The organism is Legionella pelazae (genome assembly GCF_052527395.1).
This window is the reverse complement of record NZ_JBNVZS010000001.1, coordinates 349130-370343: the sequence shown is the minus strand read 5'-3', so window position 1 is coordinate 370343 and position 21214 is coordinate 349130. Positions and strand designations below refer to the sequence as shown.

Genomic DNA, 21214 nt, shown 5'->3' with positions numbered 1-21214 from the left:
CTACCTCAGGTGATCTTAATTTCACATTAATAGGTAATATCTTAAAGATGTCACATATTAATATAGTTAGGGCCGCCACCTCCTTCGGGTGCTGTCCAAATAATATTTTGCTTGGGATCTTTAATATCGCATGTTTTACAATGAATGCAGTTTTGAGCATTAATCTGTAGCCGAGGACCACTTTCTTCCTCAATAATTTCATAAACACCAGCCGGGCAATACCTTATTTCTGGCGAAGCATATAATTTATAATTAATGTCGATAGCAATCTCGGGTTCCCGAAGTTTAAGATGAGAAGGTTGATTCTCTTCATGATAAGTATTAGTTAAAAATACAGAGGAGAGCCGATCAAAAGTCAGAACTCCGTCAGGTTTAGGGTAATCAATTTTTTTACTTTTATCTGCTGGATGTAAAGTTGTGTGATCCGCTCGATGTTTTAGAGTCCAAGGCACATAGCCTTGGGTAATAGTCTCGAAGACGCCGTTAGCTAAACCTGCCCATAAGCCGTATTTAAATCCAGGGCGAATGTTACGAACACGATATAATTCATTCGCAAGCCAAGATGCTTTAAATTTTTGCGAATAGAGCGTTAATTCCATAGGCTTGTTTTCTGTTCCTTTAGCTGTTTTTAAGGCTTCAAAGCAAGCCTCTGCAGCTAATAAGCCCGATTTCATAGCCGCATGAATCCCTTTAATTTTAGGCACATTCAAAAAGCCTGCTGCATCACCAATTAGAGCCCCACCTGGAAAAGTAAGTTTTGGTAAAGCTTGCCAGCCACCTTCATTAATCGCACGAGCGCCATAGCTAATTCGCTCACCACCCATTAATAACTCACTTATAAATGGATGGGTTTTTAAACGTTGCATCTCGCCAAATGGATTAAGCCATGGATTTTCGTAATCTAATCCTATGACAAAACCTAACGCAACTTGATTATTTGCCATATGATAAATGAATGAGCCACCGTAAGTTCTCTGATTTAAAGGCCAGCCAAAAGAGTGTATAACCTTACCTTCATGGTGTTTTTCTGGCTTAACTTGCCAAACTTCTTTTATGCCTATGCCATAGGTTTGAGGCTGAACGTTTTGCCTTAAGTTAAAACGATTCATCAGGTTTTGACTAAGTTGCCCACGACAACCTTCGGCAAAGAGTGTCTGTTTTGCAAGTAAATGCATGCCTGGTTGATAATTGGCAGTTTTATTACCCTGCTTATCTATTCCAACATCACCTGTAGCAACGCCTATGACTTCACCCTGCGGGTTATAAAGGATATCTGCTGCGGGAAATCCTGGGTAGATTTCGCAGCCTAGTTCTTCAGCTTTCTTAGCTAAAAATTGACATAACTCACCTAAGCTAATAATAAAATTACCATCATTATGCATCTGTGGCGGTTTTGGAAAACGGATGGCTTTTTTTGCTGTAAAGAGATAAAAGGTATCTTCCTTAACAGGCGTATTTAGAGGTGCTTCTTGCCAGCTGTCAGGTAGCAACTCTTTTAGGCTTCTAGGCTCAAGAATAGCGCCTGAAATAATATGAGCTCCTATCTGAGCCCCTTTTTCTAAAATACAAACACTAATATCAGTATTAGCAAGGGCAGCTAATTGTTTTAATTTAATTGCAGCAGTTAAGCCTGCAGGGCCTCCGCCGACAATAATAACATCGTATTCCATTATTTCACGTTCCACGCTGAATTCCTTCTTGAGGCAAAAAGAAAATGATCGCTTGTCTGGTAAATAAGATCAAGTTTTAAAATAGACTTCTTCGGAAACTCTACTACAGAGGCGCATTGCTTTGTTAATACGGTGCTCGAATCCTCATGTACTCAGTGTACATTCCGGTTCTGCACTCCGTGTCTCCTCGCACTGCACTCTCTGTAGCGAGTTTCCAAAGAAATTTAATGAGTTAGGAAATTAATCTGAAAAGGGGGAAGTGCGCCGCTAAGGGCGCACGAACAATTAAGAACAGTTACCATTGATTACACAATTTTTAAGATCAGTCGCGAACCTAAAATTATTATTTTGATCATAGGTCACTTCCCAGTTAAAAACACCACCAATCATGCCATACGCGCGTGGTGGTATATAAGTATCACAACTTGTACTACCAGCGGTTGCTGTTTTTAAGCATTGAATAGCTCGTTTAATGGTACTGGTTGGTGTTACAGGTGAGCCATCGCTAGCACCGCTTGCATTAGGCGCTGGATAACCAATCACAACTTGACTAGGTTTAAGATGGCTAATATAGGGTTGGAAACCTGTCGCACGACCATTAACAGTTGCAGGCCAGTTTTCAAGTAAATCTGTAGCCATAGCGACACTAAAATTCGGTGAACTAGTTGGCGTAGGACCATAACAAACTAGATCAATCCCAAATGCACAGCCTGTATTATATAATTGAATACCAACCCAAGCTAAGGAATTGTGAGTTTGCATAATTAAAGAGGCATAATTTCCCCATGTTTGATCAAAACTGCTAGTTGCAGCAATGTTAGCTACTTGTGGCGTTAAAGTGATTAACAAGGATGGTTTTTGTTGATACATAGTGTTAATAATACTAGCTAGTACAGCAATATCACCTTGTGGTTGAGAGAAAGTACCGCCCGCATTTATTCCATGTTCAATATCAATATCAAATCCATCAAAGTTATATTGAGTGATTAAGCAATTTAATGAGTTGATAAAGGTTTGCTGGAAAGTTTGCGGTGAAGAAGCAGCACTTAAGACTTGATGAAAGTCAACACTCGTATTGGGGATACTGGTTAAAGCACCGCCTAGAGAAAGGATGGCTTTAATACCTGCATTATGCAACGATTGAATATAATCTTTTGTAATGGTGTTGAATGCAGGAACTATAACACCTGGGTTAGTGGTGCTAAATACGCCAAAGGCAATCATTGCATGAGTATAGCCAGCAGCTGCTAATGCTTCTGCTGAAGGCGGTGTCTTCCAGCCAGGTATATAAGTAATTAACCTGCCTGTTGTTTCTGATATTTTAGTAAAGGTAATGGTTTCAATTGCATCGGCTGTAGCAGTTAACGGTTGAGGTGAAAATGTAACAGCATAGCCAGGTACATTCTCAGCTGAGAGTCTATAAATAACCCCTTGAGTTAAATTAACAACTTTAGAGCCTGTTCCATTACTTAAACTAATAACTTGCGTAATAGGTGAAGTATTATCATTTGGAGTTAGCGTAACTCTTAGTGAAGTTAGAGTTGTTGGTGCATTGCGCACATTAATAGTAACAGCTGCTTGGGCAACTTGAACGCATTTATAAGTTAAACTAATTTCAGCTGGAGTAATTGTAATTGTATTGGCAATAGCACTAGGAGGATTAAAGGTAGGAGTACAATTATAATTATTATAATTGATCGCTGCTGTAGAAAATTTATAAGTACTACAAGCTTTCAGCTGTGACACAGTCGTAGTAGTATTCCAGGGAACTGTTTGTGAAACAGATCCACCAGTAGAGGTTTCTGTAAGTAATATACGTGGATTAACGCTATAGCCTGCTAACTCTGTAGGTAAAGGTTGTACTTTAAAATTAATTTTTCCTTTATTTTGGCCTAAAGAATAGGTTATTGTCGAAGTAACAATTTGATCTGCTGCAAGCTGTATAGTATTTGGTACAGCAGTGGCTTGATAAGTATTTCCGGCGCTATCGACTACATTTTCAGGCAGAATAGTATAGTTTCCAGTAGCCAAACCAGTCACATCTTGAGTTGCCCCCCAGCCTAATTGAACATCTTTAACATTTTGGCCATTCATTGTAATGTGTACGAGAGCATAGTTTTGCGTGACATTTGCAGGTTTTGTTGAATTATTTTTTAAGCGAATCGTGCCAGTGCTAGGAGGGGGAGGGGTCGATTGTAAATAAACACTCGTACTGCCTTCAATATGATCATCGGAAGGAACGCCATATTTAATATGAATGGAGCGTCCTACTGGTAACAACGTTGAAGAATTAGGAAAGTCTGGGAAATGAAGGTTGAGGGTAGCTAAAAAACTATTATCTGTTTGAGGTTGCGATGTAATAGTATGATTACCATCAGGATAAGGAAGTGGTGCAAAATCTCCCCAGAAATTTGTATTGATGGCAGTTTTACTTTTAAAAGTAATTGTCGCATCTTGAAAATCAACGGGCGTAGTACAATTATTTGTTAGCATAAGATTAACTTGTTTCCAATGCTCATTGCCCGTAGCAGTAAATTCGGCAGAAATACAGGTAGTAGGCTGCGCAATAGTAGGCGAAGTTGCTCCTTTGTTAATCATTTCAGCCGAGGCTGAAAAAGAAACTAAAGCACTTAAGCCAAATAAGAGATATTTCATTAAAGACTCCTTCCTTATATTTATTAGTCAATAGGTTAAGCAAATTAAACGATAGTTCAAATTAAACTTATTAACTTTATATCTAACAACATTTTTAATTTTTAATGAAGTATTTATAAAAATGGCTCTGCACCAAATTAATTAATAGCTTCATCAAGGTTTTTAACTAAGAACTAAGTAATTTTAAAAGCATTTTTCTAATGAAATCCTTTTAAAACAATCTTACCTACAGAGCGTCCACTTTCAATTAGATGATGAGCACGTTGTAGATTAGTGGCATTAATAATTCCAAACTCTTCATTTAGAGTTGTCTTTAATAAGCCCTGCTCAACTAACTGACTTGCTTCATTTAAGATCTCATGTTGTCTTATTAAATCAGCTGTCATAAAAAGGGATCGCGTAAACATAAGCTCCCAATGAATTGATATGCTTTTTAACTTAAATGCCTTAAAGTCTAGCTGTTGTGGATCATCTATGAGAGCAAATTTACCCTGCGGTTTTAAACAATCTAGCAATTGCAGGCCATGTTCATCAGTATGGGTAAGGCTAACGACATAATCTACTTCGTCCAAACCTAACTGAGTTAATTGCGGTTTAAGGGGCTCATGATGATTTAAAACATGATGAGCGCCATTGTTTTTTACCCATACCTGTGATTCTGGCCGGGAGGCAGTACCTATGATAGTTAATGCGCTTAACTGGCGAGCTAGCTGAATCAATATAGAGCCTACGCCGCCTGCAGCACCTGTAATAAGAATAGTCGATTGATCAGTTTTTTGAACATTTAAACGATCAAATAATAATTCCCAAGCAGTAAGCGTCGTTAAAGGTAAGGCGGCAGCTTGACTATAGGAAAGGGTTTTAGGTTTAAAGCCCACAATTCGTTCATCAACTAGATGATATTCACTATTACAGCCCTGGCGATTAATAGCGCCAGCATACCAAACTTCATCACCTGGTTTAAACAGAGAAACTTGTTCGCCAATTTCTTTTACGACACCAACTGCATCCCAACCAGGAATTTGATATTGATCTTCTTTAGGCGGAACAAGATAAGCCCTGGCTTTACAATCGACAGGGTTAACTGCAATGGCCTTTATCTCGACTAATAAATCATGTCCCTTTGCTTTAGGTACAGGTAAATCCAAATCCTCTAAAACGTCTGGCGTACCCACTGTTTTATATCCGATTGCTTTCATAAGTAAAATTTTCCTTAATTTTGCAAGCTAGTATAACTTTTAAAACTATTAATAAGCTAGTCTTTAAATTCAGATTATACTTAAAGTAATAAGTCCCGTAAGGGATAATGACTCTTTGTATGGTATTAAATGCGGTGTTTATACCAGAGCTAGATTTAGATAAGCCAGTTCGATATACAAATAAAAAGCTAGATTATAGCTTATATACTTTTACATTAAAGTAGATAACGCTTAGGAGATTAATATGAAAGCGATATGGGCTACTATAATATTATTAGTTGTTATAGCAACTTCTTATGCAGCTACAAGTGATAAGCCTATGACTATAAATCTTAAGCCGCACGATACTCAATTTCAAGTCGTATTACCTGCTAATCCGACAACAGGTTATCAGTGGACTTTGCATAACTACGATAGATCATTATTGCGGTTAGTTTCTAATCAATTTATACGACCTAATTCAAAGCTAATGGGTGCCAGGGGTGCTACTGTTTTTACTTTTGAAATAATACATGGTGCAGTAACGCCAAGCGTTACATCACTTGTTTTTAGTTATGCAAGGCCTTGGGAAAATCAGGGAGGAACATCACAAACTGTAACAGTTCGATTTCAAGATACCCCGGTTAGCACGCAATAACTTTTGCTTAATGTGTATTGATTTGTTGCTGAAACCTAGCTCATATATAGAATTCATAGCTATAGCATAGGTCGATAACTATGAATTGAATTTTATAAAAAATTTTCTATTTTTCTTTTGCGAAAAGGTAAATAGCGCGGTTCCCAAAATAAGTCATTAACTACTTTCTCTAAATCCGCTTCTTGATTTTGCTGGGCTAGATTTTCTTCAATAGCTTCTCTAGCTACTGCAATAGCAATATATTTTGCAACGGTTTGCGCATCATTTAAAGAAGGGAGAAGTGGTAAGAAGCTGTCTTTTCTGCTGGGTGCAAATTCGCTTAATGCTTGCGCTGCTGCCCAAATCATCCTTTTTGACAGTCGACTGGCTTGAACTGCTAAGACACCTAGCCCAATGCCTGGAAACACTAATGCATTATTACACTGTGCAATCTCTACTAAGCGATTTTGATATTCTACTGCTGGGAACGCTGTTCCGGTTGCAATAAGTGCTTTTCCCTGACTCCAGTTTAAGATATTTGCAGGCTGTGCTTCGCATTTGTCATCCGGATTAGAAAGAGGAAAAATAATTGGCCGCTCACAATTATTAGCCATGATTTCAATAATATCTTGCGAAAAAGCACCTGGTTGTGCTGAACAGCCAATTAAGATAGATGGTTTAACATGCCGAATTGTATCTGTTAAAGATGGATATTGTTTTTCATTAATCGTCCAATCAGCAATATCTTTAAGTTTACGAGCATAAGGCTTTTGAGCATTAGTGAGTTCTAAATCATGTTCCATTAAAAGACCTTGACGATCAATTAACCAAAAATTATCGTAAGCTTCTTCTGCATTTATACCAAGCCTTACGAATGCATCAACAATTTGATCGCTAATACCTGTGCCTGCTGAACCGGCACCAAAAACAACGATACGATGTTCATGTATTTTCTTCCCAGTCACTTCGCAAGCCGCAAGTAAAGCAGCTAATGTAACTGCGCCTGTACCTTGAATATCATCATTAAAAGTGCATAATTCATCTTGAAATCGATCTAAAATACGCCTTGCATTACCACGACCAAAGTCTTCCCAATGTAAAAAAGCATTAGGAAAGTGTTTGTGAACCACTCTAACAAACGTTTCAATAAATGCGTCATATTGTTCGGCATTAATTCTTGGATGTCTACAACCTAGATAAAAAGGATCACTCAGTAATTCAGTATTATTTGTTCCAACATCCAAAAAGACAGGTAAGGTGCGGGTTGGGTTTATACCGCCGCATAAGCTATAAACCATAAGTTTAGCGACAGGTATATCCATACCACCAATCCCTTGATCACCTATGCCTAGGACGCCTTCGCCATCGGTGACTACAATGACGTCAATTTCAGGATTCGATCGATTCCCAATGATTTCTTCAATTTGATTTTTGTCAGAGTGGGCAATATATAAACCTCTTGGTTGGCGATACTCATGACTAAAGCGCTTTACAGCTGTACCTACGATAGGCGTATAAATCGTCGGTAACATTTCAGCTAGATGGCGGCTAACCAGTTTATAAAATAAAATTTGGTTTTTATCATGTAAATTGTTGAGATATATATTTTGCTGCAAGCTTGTTTTATAGCTTGAAAACTGCAAATAAGCTCGTCTGACTTGTTCCTCTAATGTTTCAACTCGATGCGGTAATTTTCCTAACAAACCGAATTCTCGTCTTTCATCAAAAGTAAAAGCAGTGCTTTTATTTAATTGAGGTAGTGTTAATAGTGCTTTACCATTGATTGAAGTTTCAAGATATAGTTCACCTGTTTCTTCATCACGAGAAATATCAAAATCTAACATAATTATTATCTTTAAAATAAATTGGGTAAAATAGCCAATTGGCACAATTAATTCAATCAAAGCAGCCTACAAAAATAATCAAGGACCGCACATGGCAGAAGTAAGTAACTAATGTTAACATCTTTAATTTTATAACCACGAGGTTAATATGGTTAAACGCTTAATAGGATGCCTTATGATGCTTTTTTTAACAAGCTGTATGGCTCATGATGAAGAATATTATCGTAATAATCCAAGAGCTTTGCAAGCTGCGCTTAAACAGTGCCCCAATAAGCAGCCTTCTATAGGTTGTGACAAGCTTAATGATATTGCCGAAGACATGAACCGTTTTGCTTTTGAATTGCAGTTGAATCCACAGCGATTCGGCCAAAAAATCTTAGACTTACAAATGCAGTTAGCAAAGATACAAGATGAATTAAAGCAAAATCCAACAAAATCTGCTTTAGAAGATAAAATAATCGAAGAAAGGCAAGAATTAAAGACACGTCTAGCTGTAGTAAAGTGGTTAGAATCACCTGAGAGCAGACCATGAGAATCTTAATAAGTAATGATGATGGCGTATACGCACCTGGTATTAGAGCATTAGCAACCGAAATGGCTAAAATTGCAGAAATTGATGTCGTTGCCCCTGATAGGAACCAGAGTGGATCGAGTAACTCCTTAACTTTAACAAAGCCGTTGCATGTGGCAAGGCTTGATAATGGTTATTATAGTGTAGAAGGTACGCCTACAGATTGTGTACACTTAGCTTTAACAGGACTCCTAGATAATGTTGCAGACATTGTTGTTTCAGGAATTAATGATGGCGCCAACTTAGGTGACGATACGCTTTATTCGGGCACAGTCGCTGCTGCTGTAGAGGGGCGATATTTAGGTTTCCCTGCATTAGCTTTTTCAATGGTAGGGGATAATATTAAACATTTCGATACTGCTGCAATTATCGCGCGAAAATTAGTTTCTAAGATGCGTCCTAAAATGCTACCTATACAAACTATATTAAATGTTAATGTGCCCGATTTACCTTTAAATAAAATTAAAGGATTTAAAGTAACCCGACTAGGTACCCGTCATGGCGCAGAGCCAATAGTTAAGGATGTAGATCCCCGTGGTCGTCCTATTTACTGGATTGGGCCCCCAGGGATAGAAGCTAATGCCGGTCCTGGTACAGATTTTCATGCAGTTAGTCAGAATTATGTATCTATAACGCCTCTTCATTTAGATATGACCCATCTTAAAGTATTTAAGCAATTAACTAATTGGGTTGATCAAATAGAGTTAGCCTAATTGATTTAAAGGATGTTAAGTAGAAGTAAAAAATAAATGAGCGTTATTAAATTTGGAATATATCATTTAAGAGTCTGGCCTAATTTACTTTTTAGGGAAATCATGCAGAAGTTTTGTTATTTATTTCTACTTTTATCTTTAGTTGGTTGTCATGAACGAAACTATATAGCACCTGTTGAAGAATTAAAGTGGCATTCTTACTTAGGCAGGCCTGCAAAACATATTGTTCGTCCGGAAGAAACTATTTATGCTATTGCTTTTCGTTATGATTTAGATTTTCGTGAACTATTAAGATATAACCACTTATTAAGATCAAGACTCCATGTTGGTCAAGTTTTACAGATACCTCATTTCAGTTCTAAAGCATTACCTTGGCAGTCTGAATCTAAAAATGCTGTTAACAAACCGTTAAATTACCAACAAGTTTCTCTTAAATCAGCAGGGCATTGGTTTTGGCCAGCACAAGGTAAAATTGTTAATAATTTTAATCTTAAATTTGGAAAAAAAGGCATAGATATTGCTGGTAAAAAGGGTGAGAAGGTTTATGCAGCCTCTTCAGGAATTGTTGCTTATGCTGGAAATGGTCTAGCAGGATATGGAAATTTGATTATAATTAAACATAGTGATCAATTCCTTACCGCATATGGAAATAATTTGCATAATCGAGTGAAAGAGGGCCAAATTGTTAAAGCTGGCCAGATTATTGCCGACATGGGTATTGTGGATAGGAAATTTTGGGGGGTTCACTTTGAAATTAGAAAAGCAGGTCAACCAGTTAACCCAGCTGGATTCTTGCCGCGGATATAATTTTAACAGCTATTTAAGTTTTTAAGAAGTTAAGTTTCAAAGTAAGCCAATTTCTCAGAACTGAATTAAACACAAAGGTGAAATCATGCAGGCAGATAATGATTCAATTAAAGAGTCTGATTTACCAGATGAAGAATGGAACGAGCCAGCCGACGACATACTTGCCTCTGATGACATAAGTCTCGATATTGATATTGATCCTGTTGAATTTGAGCCTGACTTTTCTGATGAAGAAGCTTTTCCATCCTTTCACCGCGGCCGTCAAGCAAGTAAAATAATGGATGCAACCCAATTGTATTTAAGTGAAATTGGTTTCTCGCCGCTCCTTTCAGCTGAGGAAGAAGTCCATTATGCCAAACTAGCTTTAAAAGGGGATGTTGAAGCTCGTAAAAAGATGATTGAGTCAAATCTACGTTTAGTCGTTAAAATTGCTAGACGCTATTTAAATCGTGGCCTTCCACTTTTAGATTTGATAGAAGAGGGTAATCTTGGTCTCATGAAGTCTGTAGAAAAATTTGATCCTAATCGTGGCTTTCGTTTTTCTACCTATGCTACTTGGTGGATTAGACAGACGATTGAGCGCGCTATTATGAATCAAACACGTACAATACGCTTGCCAATTCATGTGGTTAAAGAGCTAAATGTTTATTTGCGCGCTGCAAGACATCTAACACAAAAACTAGATCATGAGCCTTCACCAGAAGAGATTGCTGATTTAGTGGATAGACCTCTAGAAGATGTACAAAAACTTTTAGGTCTAAATGATAAAGTCACCTCAATTGATACACCTATTGGTTATGATGAAAATAAATCACTTCTAGACACGATTCCTGATGAAAATAGTATGAATCCGGCCGAGTTACTGACAGATGAAGATTTGCGCGTACATATTGAATCCTTGCTTGATAAATTAACGGAAAACCAACAACAAGTCATTGCAAGGCGCTTTGGCTTGCGTGGCTTTGAGAAAGCAACCCTAGAAGACGTAGGTAAAGAAATTGATTTAACTAGAGAGCGAGTCCGACAAATTCAGGTTGAAGCATTAAAGACCTTAAGAGGGTTATTAGAACGAGTTGGTTTGACGCAAGAAGATTTATTTTAATTTATGCCTGCTTTACGCTTTAAGATGTAAAGTAGGCCACTTTAGCCATTGAGAATTTAAAGGAAATCTTATTTTATAAACTTAATCTCAGTTGTTACATATGGATAGAATAGTGTTGTGTTATAGCAAGTAAGATAATTTAAACATTAAATTTAGCACATTACTTAAAAAGAGTTAAATAATAAATAAAGATTGTTAATAGCGTATTGAACAATAAAGCTCAACATAAAATAAAAATTACCTTTGTGTTATTAGAACAGCATTGGTTTATAGGGTATTTATCTAGATAAGTATAATATTTATTCCGAATCAAGCGGTTAGCCTTGCCTGAGATAAAATAATTTTTTTCCTTAAGATCAATAGCCTACTAGAATAAATAGAAATTAAATGGATTACTTTAAACGCTAAGGATTATGTTATTAATTACTATGATTTATCTTATTGTCGGAGTTTTAACAGGCATACTCGCTACTATGTTTGGTTTCGGCGGAGGCGTGTTAGTTGTACCTTTGCTATTCTGGATTTTATCTTTTCACCATGTTCCTGTTGAAATTGTAATGCATATTGCAGTGGGAACTTCTTTAGCTTTCATATTAATTAACATGCTTTACGCCAGCTGGCTTCATTACCTAAATCAAACTTTAAATGCTGCTTTGTTAAAACTTATGCTACCTCCTGTCGCGTTAGGGGCTATGGCAGGTGCCTTAATAGCAAGTTTTATAAGCTCTTTTGCCTTAAGGGGACTGTTTATTATTTTACTGGTTTTAGTCTTTATAAATACTTTTAAAAAGGAGTTTTTTTATAAAAAAAATAGTATTGTTTCCCAAGAGCAAGAGCCAAATAAAACAATTCTTTACATAATTAGCTTAATAACCGGCGTGATTGCCTCTATGTTAGGGATTGGTGGAAGTGTCATAATTGTGCCTTTTTTTAGATATTATAATTATTCAATGCAGAAAGCGTCTGCAGTGGCTAATGGCTTAGCCGTGCCAAGTAGCTTAATAGGTAGCCTTGTGTTGGCTGTTGCAGGCTATAATTTACCAAACCTCCCACCATACAGTACTGGCTATATTTATTGGCCAGCACTTTTTGGTTTATTTTTAGGGAGTATGTTAGGTTCTAAAATTGGTATTTTCTTTAGTGGAATAGTTCCTGACTGGTTATATGGAAAGATCTATGCGTTTCTTTTATTACTCGTTATCTTTTTAATGTCGATTCCTTAACATCAAGCTTAAGAGAAAAAAGATTATGGCTTAACAATATCTAGGTCCCGCCAACAAGCTGAATAATCTTGCTGCCTGGCCGAATGCATGTATGCTTTTTCACTGATTAGCCAAGGTAAAGATGTTTCAAACATAAATGCTAGGGTATTTTCATAGCGAGTAGGTTTTTGCTCCTCATTAATCATGCTTTTATACGTTTGGCTATCTGGCCCATGGGCTGTCATACAATTATGAATACTTATTCCGCCGGGTAGAAAACCTTCTTTTTTGGCATCATACTCGCCTTTAATTAGACCCATTAATTCACTCATTATATTACGATGAAAGTAGGGGGGCCTAAAGGTATGTTCAGCAACCGTCCACCGCGGAGGAAAAATTACAAAATCTAAATTAGCAATGCCGCTATTGCTACTTTCAGAGGTTAATACAGTAAAAATAGAAGGGTCAGGATGATCAAAACTGACTGTATTAATTGTATTGAATAATGATAAATCATAGCTGTAAGGCGCATAATTACCGTGCCAGGCCACTACATTTAGAGGCGAGTAATTACTGCGACAAAACCATAAGTGGTGGTTTGACTTACAAATTAAAACAATTGGTTGATGCATATCCTCAAATGCAGCAACAGGATAAAGAAAATGACGTGGATTAGCTAAACCATTAGAACCAATAACTCCTAAAGAAGGAAGTGTTAAAGGTTGCGCTGAATTTTCAGCTAAATAGCCACATGCTAAGTCATCTTTTAATTCCAATTTAAATTTAACGCCGCGGGGAATTACTGCAATCTGGCCAGGGCCAATCTCTAAACGGCCAAATTCAGTGAATAATATAATGTCACCTTGATAAGGCACGAATAACATTTCACCATCATAATTACTAAAATAACGATCTGACATTGACTGCGTGCATTGATACAGATAAGTATTTACAAGTTTATTACCTGCAATGTGAAATAAGCTGTCTACAAAATCTACTTCGATCGTAGGGATAGGTAGTGGTGACCAGCGATATGGGTTAGGGGGCTGTAGAGCAATAAATTTCAATGCGGGTTCATGATGATAACTGTAATCACCTTGAGTTACGGAGGGCGCAGTGCGATAAAGCCAGCTATGTAAATTAAGATGGCGGGGCCTTGTAAAAGCGCTACCACTGAGTTGCTCTGCATAAAGCCCATAAGCACATTGCTGCGGGGAGTTTTGATTTTGGGGTAAGGCTCCAGCAATTGCCTCCGTTTGATGATAGTTACCGAATCCTGCTAACACACCTTTCTCCTCATAAATAATTACAATTTATTCTATTCCTGTAATTTGCTAATAGTTGCATTCTAAGGCACTTTATACAAGTCTTTCAAATTATAAACGAATTAAATTGTTCTTTACTCTCTAACACTAGAGGAACTATCCGATAAGTCATTCTTTTTAAAGTCATGACAGGATATAATTTAAGATTTATCACTGAGTAGATAGAGGTAGGTTATGGCAGGTCATAGTAAATGGGCAAATATTAAATTCAGAAAAGGCGTTCAAGATGCCAAGCGTGGAAAAATTTTTACTAAGTTAATTCGCGAAATCACTGTTTCAGCGCGTATGGGTGGTGCTGATGAGACAAGCAATCCGAGATTACGGGATGCCATTGTCAAGGCCTTAAAAGCAAATATGAAGCGCGATACGATTGATAATGCTATTAAGCGTGGCGCTGGTGGCTTTGAGGGCGATAATATGGTGCAAATGCGTTATGAAGGTTATGGCCCTGGCGGTGTGGCTATTTTAGTTGATTGCTTATCTGATAATAAAAATCGTACTGTGTCTGACGTTCGACATGCATTTACTAAATATGGCGGTAATTTAGGTACGGATGGTTCTGTCGCTTACTTATTTACTAAACAAGGTGAAATTCTGCTTGCCGCCGGTCAGCCAGAAGATAAAGTCATGGAAGTTGCTATTGAAGCGGGTGCTGAAGATGTTACTTCTGAAGAAGGACAAATTGAAATTATTACTGCTGCTGAGAATTACCATAATGTCCTACAAGCATTACAAAATTCAGGCTTTGAGATTGAGCAGTCTCATATAACGATGCGTGCTCAAACAACAGTTAAGGTTGATCAAGAAACAGCAGAATCATTAATTAAATTAATTGATATGCTTGAAGACTTAGATGACGTGCAAGAAGTTCATAGTAATGCTGAGCTTCCAGAGTCATTATTCGAATCGGCCCATTGATGAGTGTTATATTAGGTATCGATCCAGGTTCACGTGTAACAGGGTATGGTGTTATTAAGGAAGAGAAACGCAATATATACTATCTTGATAGTGGCTGTATTCGAACATCCGCAGGTGATTTAAGTACCCGACTTTTACAAATATTTGATGGTATTTGCCAAATTATGGATGATTTTAGCCCTAATGAGGTCGCTATTGAAGAAGTTTTTATGCATCAAAATCCTAGTGCTGCTTTAAAATTAGGGCATGCTCGCGGTGCAGCTCTAGTTGCAGCTGCATCTCACCGTATTGAAGTCAGTGAGTACTCAGCTCGGGAAGTAAAGCAATCTATTGTTGGCTATGGTGCTGCCGAGAAAGATCAAGTTAATCATATGGTTGTACGCTTACTTATGTTAAACCGTCCACCACAGAAAGATGCGGCTGATGCATTAGCTATTGCAATTTGCCACAGCCATATGAGGAATAATATTAAGAAGCAATTAGGCTTAAGGAAAAGACGATGATTGGTTGGTTGCAAGGTAAGATTATTGATAAACAAAAACCAGGAAAGCTGGTAATTAATGTTCAAGGGGTAGGATATGATGTAGAAACATCATTGCAAACCTTTTTTAAGCTTGACAGTGGCAGTGATACCGTAAGCTTGCATATCCACACAGTTGTTCGTGAAGATGCTTTTTTATTATATGGTTTTTTAGATAAGTTAGAACGATCAGTATTTAGAGCGTTAATTAAAATAAATGGTGTAGGCCCGCGGGTGGCTATAGGAATTCTTTCCAGTGTGACACCTTTAGAACTTATTCAATCAATTAGTCAAAATAATACTAATTTTTTAACTAAGTTGCCTGGTATAGGTAAAAAAACAGCAGAGCGCCTTATCATTGAAATGAAAGATATCGTTAATCAATTAGCTCAAAATGAATCACTTTCAGTGCCCGATCAAACTATGATTGGTAATCAGCATGAGCAACACGAAGCAATTTGTGCTTTAGAAGCCCTAGGTTATAAGCTGCAGGAAGCAACAAGAATAGTTAGAAAATTAGATGATGGTAAAAAAACTTGTGAGCAATTGATTAGAGAAGCCCTGCGGCAATTAGCTGTCCATAGCGTATAGAGAAAACTAATTTTAGCGCATTGGTATAGGATTGGTTCTCAAGCACTTAGTAAAGCGTAATTCTTAATTTTGGGTATTACCTTCCCTTAAATAACATTAATGATCTGCATCCTCACTTTTATTAGTTAAGTTAATAGGAAAATAAACACGCACTATAAGACCTGTACCCTCTTTAGGCGAATCTAGCTTAACGCGAGCGCCATGTAAGTCACAGATTTGCCTAACGATAGCTAAACCTAAGCCACTACCAGTTGTTTTATTGCCAAGTACTCTAAAGAAGCGTTCAAATACTCGATTTTGTAATTCACTAGGAATGCCTGGACCATTATCTTGAACTTCCAAAACTAGTTCTTGATGATCTTGCTGGTAAACTTTTACTAGCACTTTACCAGCTTCCTTACAATAGCGAATGGCATTATCTACGAGGTTCCGTATTAAAATACTTAGTGCTGTTGGATTACCTTCGAACTTGGGCAGATATTCGTCATGCTCAAATTCTAGCTCAATTTGTTTTTCTACTGCGCTAGGTGCTAGCATGGCTAAAATTTCACGTGTTATTTTGACAAGATTAACCTCGTCAATGTCATTGATGCTCGCTGCTTCAGGAACTAATTTACTCATCGTTAGTAGCTGCTGAACAATATGAGTACTACGATTAACACTCGCGATTAGTTTTTGTAAAGCTTGGTTCTTTTCTCCAATATTATTGGTATTTAAAGCAACCTGAGCCTGCGTTTTAAGTGCTGCAAGTGGCGTGCGTAGTTCATGCGCCGCATCAGCTGCAAAACGTTTTTCCCTTTCAAAACCTTCTTGTAGCCGAAAAAATAGCTTATTTAATTCATCTATGACAGGTTTGATTTCTTCCGGCACCTCTTGTAAATCAACTGGTTCTAAATGGGTGGGTGCTCGGTTAGCCACTTCCTGGGCAACACGATCTAGGCTATCTAGACCCCGACCAATGATAATCCAAATTAATAAGCCAGAAAGAGGAAAAGTAAGTAGCATAATATAGAGATCATCTTGGGCAATGCGATGACCTAACTCATTGCGTGTGTCATAGCGCTCTGCAATGACAGTACGAATACCTGCTTGAGCATTATAAGTTGTAAAGACACGCCATTTCTGATTCGCTATGATTTTATCACTAAAGCCATCCACTTCGGCAGTTAGGGGAATTCTAGGTGCTGCTGAAGAATGCAATAACAGTTTGCCGCCATTTGTCCAAACTTGAAAGTTAAATTTGTCTAAGTAGTTTTTAGGCGGTAAGTCATTTAAAAACCGGCGTTGATAAAAATTTTCAATTTTTTGTGGGATAACTTCCAAATTGTCTTGAATTTTAGTAAGCGGCCGCTGATGTACATCATCGCCTAATAACGCTTGATAAGACAGTGCTGAAATAGCCATTAAGGTATCTAAGTGTTCCTGAATATCTTTTTGATCTAGATAGTAATTACCTATCGCTGTTAATGTTGTGGTAATCGTAATAGCTAACAATAAATTAATTAATAAAAATTTACGTATTGATGATTTCATCAGGTGTGATGGCTCTCATTTTTTTCTACCATATAGCCAACGCCACGAATGGTACGAATAAAATTGGCATTAAGTTTTTTACGTAAATTATGGATATGGACTTCAAGGGCATTACTATCAACATCTTCATCCCAACCATAAATACTTTGCATCAATTGCTCGCGCGATAAGACTTGGCCACTATTTTCAAGGAGTTTTTGTAAGAGAGCAAATTCTCGACGAGGAACGTTAACCATTACATCGTCAACGTAAACAGAATGCGCAGCTGGATCGAGGGTAATATTGCGATATTGTAAAATAGAATCAGCTCGACCCTGAGATCGTCTAGCTAACGCTCTAACGCGTGCACTTAATTCATTTAAATCAAAAGGTTTAATAATATAATCATCAGCGCCGCTGTCTAAGCCTCTAACGCGATCTTCAATAGATTCTCTGGCAGTCAGAATGATGACAGGTGTTGTATAGCCTTCATTGCGAATAGATTGTAAGAAGCCTAAACCAGATAGCTTGGGTAAACCTAAATCAAGAATAATTAATTCAAATGATTCAGATTTTACAGCGGCTCTTGCCGCTTCACCATCTTTGAGCCAGTCGACAACGTAGCCAAATTGGGTTAAACCGGTTTTAACAGCGTCGCCAAGTAACTCATCATCTTCAACTAGTAGCAATCTCATCGTTGCTCCCCTGATTATAACAAACTATGAGAAGAGTCAGATTTCTGTGACTCTTTATCTTTATCTAATACATGCCGCGTTAAATATAATGCTTGCAGGAAAACAAATATTAAAGTTAAGCCAGCACCGCCAAATAATTTAAAATTTACCCATACATCCGTATCATAATGATAGGCGACATACAGGTTAGCAGCACCCATAAGTATAAAAAAGAATGACCAAGCGTAGTTTAGCCTATACCATATTTTGGTAGGTAAACTAATATTGCTATCCATAATTTTTTGAATTAAAGGTTTGCTAGCAAAGACAGGCGAGAGAAGGAAAACAAGCGCAGTTAGCCAATAAATACCCGTTGGTTTCCATTTGATAAACCATGGATTATGGAAAAATAACGTTGCTCCGCCTAATACTAGAATAATAGCTAAGCTAAACAAATGCATTTTCTCATAGCGTTGGTGCCTTAACCTAAAAAAGATAACTTGGAATAGGGAGGCAACCATAGCAATACCTGTAGCAACATAAATGCCGAAGAGCTTATAGCCTATAAAAAAAAGAAATACCGGAAAAAAGTCAAACAATAATTTCATAATATTCAACTTAGTTAATTAATTAACTAATTATAACACATGATTTATATATAACTTGCAAGTGCAAGTTTAGATTTTTGTATTAATAATTAAACAATTAATAAAATTTTAGTTTATTTTTTAAACTTGTGCATAAAAACTTATTAGCTTGGCAAGAAAGAAGTGAAGGCTTTTATGGTGAAATTACATTGGAGCTCTTGCCTAACCTGCATCTTTTCCTTTATTTCTGCGTTGCAAACGTTTCTGCGTTGCAAACGTTTCTGCGGTGCTGCTCATTTACTCTCTGTAAACTCTACCTCTCGAAACCTTAGCTAAGATGGCCTAACAAGTGAGCTTCTAACTTTAATTAATTGTAAGCTTTATCCGATAAATATTTTCTGGCCAGGTTTTAATCTTTTTTTATTGATATTAGGATTTAACTTTTCTAATACTGCTATTTTAGTATGATGTCGTTTAGCAATCTTGCTTAAATTATCACCTGCAAGAACCGTGTAGATGCCAGGAGTGGTCGTTTTGCGCCAAATAATTAATTGTTCACCTTTAATTAGGTTTTGTCTTGTTGCGAGCTTATTCCAAGTTTTTATATCTCGCGTGTTGACACCATATTTCTTTTCTAAGGTTTGCCACGTCTCACCCGGTTGAACAATATGAATTACTTTATAATTTCGCGTAGTTGGGAGCCTATCAGCAATAACTGTCATAGAAGGTTTAGGTTCTGCCATAGGGGCATTGCGAGTACTGGGTATAAGTATATACTGACCTTTTTTTACTTTATCCATTTTTAGTTGATTAAGCTCACGTATTAATTTTGCTGTAGTAAAGTATCGCTTTGCAATGGAATTTATGTTATCACCTGCTTGTACTTGGTGACGAGTCCAGCTTACCCGTTTATCTTGTGGAAGATTAGCAAGATTGCGATTAAAATCGGCTACCTTATTAGCTGGAATTAATAGCTTAAAAGGTTTATAAGGTGCTGTTGCCCAACGATTAAAGCCTGGATTTAACTTAAGTAAATCTTTATAGGTAATTCCTGCTAGTTTTGCTGCATGATTTAAGTCTATTTGACTGCCAATATTGACCTCTTCAAAGTAAGGTACATAAGGAATATAAGGCAGTGAAACGTGATAACGTTGGGGATATTTAACAATTTCAGCTAAAGCCAGAAAGCGTGGAACATAAAATTTCGTTTCACTTGGGAGAGGTAAGGACCAGAAGCGAGCACGATACTTTTGTCTGCTATGTTTTATAGCACGCAAGACAGTTCCTTCACCAGAGTCATAAGCTGCAATAGCTAAAGTCCAATCACCATGAAAAAAGCGGTTTAAATAAGCTAGATAGTTTAATGCGGCATTGGTTGATAAACCAATACTACGCCGACCATCAAACCACCAATCCCGTTTTAAACCCAATTCACTGCCTGTTCCTGGCATCAATTGCCATAAACCTGCAGCACCCGCTCCAGAATAAGCAAATGGATCGTAAGCACTTTCAAGCATAGGTATCAGTGCAAGCTCACCAGGTAATTTTTTCTTTTTTATTTCTGTAACTATGTGATAAATGTAAGGCTCAGCACGGGCGAGTTTTTGAATATAGCCTGGGTGAGAAACTAACCAGCGTATTTGTGCTTGTACTTCAGGTTGCGAAACCTCGTGATTCATGGAAAAATGATCACGTAAAACATCCCAAACGGTTGGGATTGAAGCACTTTGAACTGGATTTAAAAGAAAGCAGAATTGTAACAGTAAAAATAACTTTATTCGAATTGTTCTCTTAGCCTTCAATATTAAAGCCTGTCTCTAAGCCAAATGGTTTAACAGTGTACTCGATATAATCTAGCCGAGAAACCCTTTTTTTAGCTATAGTCTGATCAAATTTTCAAAATTATGCCTTAATTTAATTAAAGTTGTCTTTGTTAAATCTTATTTGTTTAAATATTGCTAAAGGCTCATCTGAGTCACAACCATGCATTTTGGCATAGTTTCTTACTTGTGGTTCATTTATTCGTAAGAAAGGATTAATCTGCTTTTCTAATGCAATGGAAGAAGGTAAGGAGCAAGCTCCAGAATGGTTTAGTTCTCGTTGATATTTTTGAATAACTAAATTATTAGGCTCTACTGTCGCGGCAAACCGTAAATTTTGTCGCGTGTATTCATGCCCACAGTAAACTTTTGTCGCCTCCGGTAATTCTTTAAGCAAGGTTAAAGAACTAAGTAGCTGCTCATAAGTTCCATCAAAAACTCGGCCGCAACCTGCTGAAAATAAGGTATCGCCACAAAATAGGAGTTGCTTATTGGTCTCAAAATAACAAATATGACTGGAGGTATGACCGGGAATATTTAACACTTGAAAGTACCAAGGATTGAGTTCAACTATATCATTATTTAGTAAAGTATGTTGAACTAAAGGAATTCTTGTGTCAGGCGGACCATAGACAATTGTCTTAGGATTGGCTCGACAAAGCTCGTCTACACCTCCAATATGATCCATGTGATGATGGGTAATTAAAATGGCCTTAAGCGAGAATCCCGTTCTTTTTAAATAGTCCATAACTGGTTTAGCTTCACCTGGATCAACACAGATTACATTACCCATGGTGTCAATCAAAAGCCAAATATAGTTATCCTTAAAAGCTAAAAGTGGTGTAACTAACACAAAATTCCTTCAAAAGTTGCAAGTCAAATTAGATT

At 37.2% G+C, this 21214-nt stretch carries 19 protein-coding genes; 9 read left to right on the top strand and 10 right to left on the bottom strand.

Annotation, left to right across the window (positions count from 1 at the left end; translation table 11 throughout):
• Positions 1-50: 50 nt before the first annotated feature.
• From ACQUW5_RS01640 to ACQUW5_RS01630, 3 genes are all read right to left on the bottom strand, one after another.
• Positions 51-1685, bottom strand: coding sequence for an electron transfer flavoprotein-ubiquinone oxidoreductase (locus ACQUW5_RS01640; protein WP_444989370.1), 1635 nt, complete (start codon positions 1683-1685; stop codon positions 51-53).
• Between the two features lie 270 nt (positions 1686-1955).
• Positions 1956-4325: a glycosyl hydrolase family 18 protein gene (locus ACQUW5_RS01635; RefSeq protein ID WP_444989368.1), complete on the bottom strand. Its 2370-nt coding sequence runs from the start codon at positions 4323-4325 to the stop codon at positions 1956-1958.
• A gap of 197 nt (positions 4326-4522) precedes the next feature.
• Positions 4523-5524, bottom strand: coding sequence for a zinc-binding alcohol dehydrogenase family protein (locus ACQUW5_RS01630; protein ID WP_444989366.1), 1002 nt, complete (start codon positions 5522-5524; stop codon positions 4523-4525).
• Between the two features lie 244 nt (positions 5525-5768).
• On the opposite strand from ACQUW5_RS01630, the gene ACQUW5_RS01625 reads away from it, so the two are divergent.
• Positions 5769-6161 carry a protease inhibitor I42 family protein gene (locus tag ACQUW5_RS01625; RefSeq protein WP_444989364.1) on the top strand — a complete coding sequence of 131 codons (393 nt, stop codon included), beginning with the start codon at positions 5769-5771 and terminating at the stop codon, positions 6159-6161.
• Positions 6162-6253: 92 nt separating this feature from the next.
• Here ACQUW5_RS01625 and ACQUW5_RS01620 read toward each other — a convergent pair whose 3' ends face one another.
• Complete coding sequence (locus ACQUW5_RS01620) at positions 6254-7984, bottom strand: NAD-dependent malic enzyme (protein ID WP_444989362.1); 1731 nt, start codon at positions 7982-7984, stop codon at positions 6254-6256.
• 175 nt (positions 7985-8159) lie between these two features.
• On the opposite strand from ACQUW5_RS01620, the gene ACQUW5_RS01615 reads away from it, so the two are divergent.
• From ACQUW5_RS01615 to ACQUW5_RS01595, 5 genes are all read left to right on the top strand, one after another.
• Positions 8160-8516, top strand: coding sequence for a hypothetical protein (locus ACQUW5_RS01615; RefSeq protein ID WP_444989360.1), 357 nt, complete (start codon positions 8160-8162; stop codon positions 8514-8516).
• Complete coding sequence (surE, locus tag ACQUW5_RS01610; RefSeq protein ID WP_444989358.1) at positions 8513-9268, top strand: 5'/3'-nucleotidase SurE; 756 nt, start codon at positions 8513-8515, stop codon at positions 9266-9268. Before ACQUW5_RS01615 ends, surE begins: the two co-directional genes overlap by 4 nt.
• A 102-nt stretch (positions 9269-9370) precedes the next feature.
• Complete coding sequence (locus ACQUW5_RS01605) at positions 9371-10075, top strand: peptidoglycan DD-metalloendopeptidase family protein (protein ID WP_444989357.1); 705 nt, start codon at positions 9371-9373, stop codon at positions 10073-10075.
• Positions 10076-10160: 85 nt separating this feature from the next.
• Positions 10161-11177: an RNA polymerase sigma factor RpoS gene (gene rpoS / locus ACQUW5_RS01600; RefSeq protein WP_444989355.1), complete on the top strand. Its 1017-nt coding sequence runs from the start codon at positions 10161-10163 to the stop codon at positions 11175-11177.
• A 413-nt stretch (positions 11178-11590) separates the two neighbouring features.
• Positions 11591-12400, top strand: coding sequence for a sulfite exporter TauE/SafE family protein (locus tag ACQUW5_RS01595; protein WP_444989353.1), 810 nt, complete (start codon positions 11591-11593; stop codon positions 12398-12400).
• Positions 12401-12423: 23 nt separating this feature from the next.
• Here the strand turns inward: ACQUW5_RS01595 and hmgA are convergent, their stop codons facing one another.
• Positions 12424-13665: a homogentisate 1,2-dioxygenase gene (gene hmgA, locus ACQUW5_RS01590; RefSeq protein WP_444989352.1), complete on the bottom strand. Its 1242-nt coding sequence runs from the start codon at positions 13663-13665 to the stop codon at positions 12424-12426.
• A gap of 213 nt (positions 13666-13878) precedes the next feature.
• Here hmgA and ACQUW5_RS01585 point away from each other — a divergent pair, with 213 nt between their 5' ends.
• From ACQUW5_RS01585 to ruvA, 3 genes are read left to right on the top strand one after another with little or no spacing between them, the layout of a single operon-like run.
• The gene (locus ACQUW5_RS01585; protein WP_444989350.1) at positions 13879-14622 is read left to right on the top strand and encodes a YebC/PmpR family DNA-binding transcriptional regulator; all 744 of its coding nucleotides are present in this window, start codon (positions 13879-13881) and stop codon (positions 14620-14622) included.
• The gene (gene ruvC / locus ACQUW5_RS01580) at positions 14622-15125 is read left to right on the top strand and encodes a crossover junction endodeoxyribonuclease RuvC (protein WP_444989348.1); all 504 of its coding nucleotides are present in this window, start codon (positions 14622-14624) and stop codon (positions 15123-15125) included. Before ACQUW5_RS01585 ends, ruvC begins: the two co-directional genes overlap by 1 nt.
• On the top strand, positions 15122-15733 hold the full coding sequence (ruvA, locus tag ACQUW5_RS01575; RefSeq protein WP_444989346.1) for a Holliday junction branch migration protein RuvA: 612 nt from the start codon (positions 15122-15124) through the stop codon (positions 15731-15733). The genes ruvC and ruvA overlap by 4 nt, the downstream gene beginning before the upstream one ends.
• Before the next feature lie 96 nt (positions 15734-15829).
• Here ruvA and ACQUW5_RS01570 read toward each other — a convergent pair whose 3' ends face one another.
• The 5 genes from ACQUW5_RS01570 to gloB all read right to left on the bottom strand — a co-directional run bounded on the left by ACQUW5_RS01570 (position 15830) and on the right by gloB (position 21179).
• On the bottom strand, positions 15830-17266 hold the full coding sequence (locus ACQUW5_RS01570; RefSeq protein WP_444989345.1) for an ATP-binding protein: 1437 nt from the start codon (positions 17264-17266) through the stop codon (positions 15830-15832).
• Positions 17266-17940, bottom strand: coding sequence for a response regulator (locus tag ACQUW5_RS01565; protein WP_444989343.1), 675 nt, complete (start codon positions 17938-17940; stop codon positions 17266-17268). Before ACQUW5_RS01565 ends, ACQUW5_RS01570 begins: the two co-directional genes overlap by 1 nt.
• A gap of 14 nt (positions 17941-17954) precedes the next feature.
• Positions 17955-18527, bottom strand: a complete 573-nt coding sequence (locus ACQUW5_RS01560; protein ID WP_444989341.1) for a septation protein A — start codon at positions 18525-18527, stop codon at positions 17955-17957.
• Positions 18528-18886: 359 nt separating this feature from the next.
• Positions 18887-20308, bottom strand: a complete 1422-nt coding sequence (locus ACQUW5_RS01555) for a lytic transglycosylase (protein WP_444989339.1) — start codon at positions 20306-20308, stop codon at positions 18887-18889.
• Positions 20309-20420: 112 nt separating this feature from the next.
• Positions 20421-21179 (bottom strand): hydroxyacylglutathione hydrolase, encoded by a 759-nt coding sequence (gene gloB, locus ACQUW5_RS01550; RefSeq protein WP_444989337.1) that lies wholly within the window; start codon positions 21177-21179, stop codon positions 20421-20423.
• Between the last annotated feature and the right edge of the window lie 35 nt (positions 21180-21214).

Excerpts from the sequence above, each read along its gene's own strand:
- ruvA (WP_444989346.1), top strand. The coding sequence starts at position 15,122 with ATGATTGGTTGGTTGCAAGGTAAGATTATTGATAAACAAAAACCAGGA.
- ACQUW5_RS01565 (WP_444989343.1), bottom strand. The coding sequence starts at position 17,940 with ATGAGATTGCTACTAGTTGAAGATGATGAGTTACTTGGCGACGCTGTT.
- ACQUW5_RS01595 (WP_444989353.1), top strand. The coding sequence starts at position 11,591 with ATGTTATTAATTACTATGATTTATCTTATTGTCGGAGTTTTAACAGGC.
- ACQUW5_RS01620 (WP_444989362.1), bottom strand. The coding sequence starts at position 7,984 with ATGTTAGATTTTGATATTTCTCGTGATGAAGAAACAGGTGAACTATAT.
- ACQUW5_RS01570 (WP_444989345.1), bottom strand. The coding sequence starts at position 17,266 with ATGAAATCATCAATACGTAAATTTTTATTAATTAATTTATTGTTAGCT.
- ACQUW5_RS01625 (WP_444989364.1), top strand. The coding sequence starts at position 5,769 with ATGAAAGCGATATGGGCTACTATAATATTATTAGTTGTTATAGCAACT.
- surE (WP_444989358.1), top strand. The coding sequence starts at position 8,513 with ATGAGAATCTTAATAAGTAATGATGATGGCGTATACGCACCTGGTATT.
- ACQUW5_RS01585 (WP_444989350.1), top strand. The coding sequence starts at position 13,879 with ATGGCAGGTCATAGTAAATGGGCAAATATTAAATTCAGAAAAGGCGTT.
- ACQUW5_RS01630 (WP_444989366.1), bottom strand. The coding sequence starts at position 5,524 with ATGAAAGCAATCGGATATAAAACAGTGGGTACGCCAGACGTTTTAGAG.
- ruvC (WP_444989348.1), top strand. The coding sequence starts at position 14,622 with ATGAGTGTTATATTAGGTATCGATCCAGGTTCACGTGTAACAGGGTAT.
- ACQUW5_RS01605 (WP_444989357.1), top strand. The coding sequence starts at position 9,371 with ATGCAGAAGTTTTGTTATTTATTTCTACTTTTATCTTTAGTTGGTTGT.
- ACQUW5_RS01615 (WP_444989360.1), top strand. The coding sequence starts at position 8,160 with ATGATGCTTTTTTTAACAAGCTGTATGGCTCATGATGAAGAATATTAT.
- ACQUW5_RS01635 (WP_444989368.1), bottom strand. The coding sequence starts at position 4,325 with ATGAAATATCTCTTATTTGGCTTAAGTGCTTTAGTTTCTTTTTCAGCC.
- ACQUW5_RS01560 (WP_444989341.1), bottom strand. The coding sequence starts at position 18,527 with ATGAAATTATTGTTTGACTTTTTTCCGGTATTTCTTTTTTTTATAGGC.
- rpoS (WP_444989355.1), top strand. The coding sequence starts at position 10,161 with ATGCAGGCAGATAATGATTCAATTAAAGAGTCTGATTTACCAGATGAA.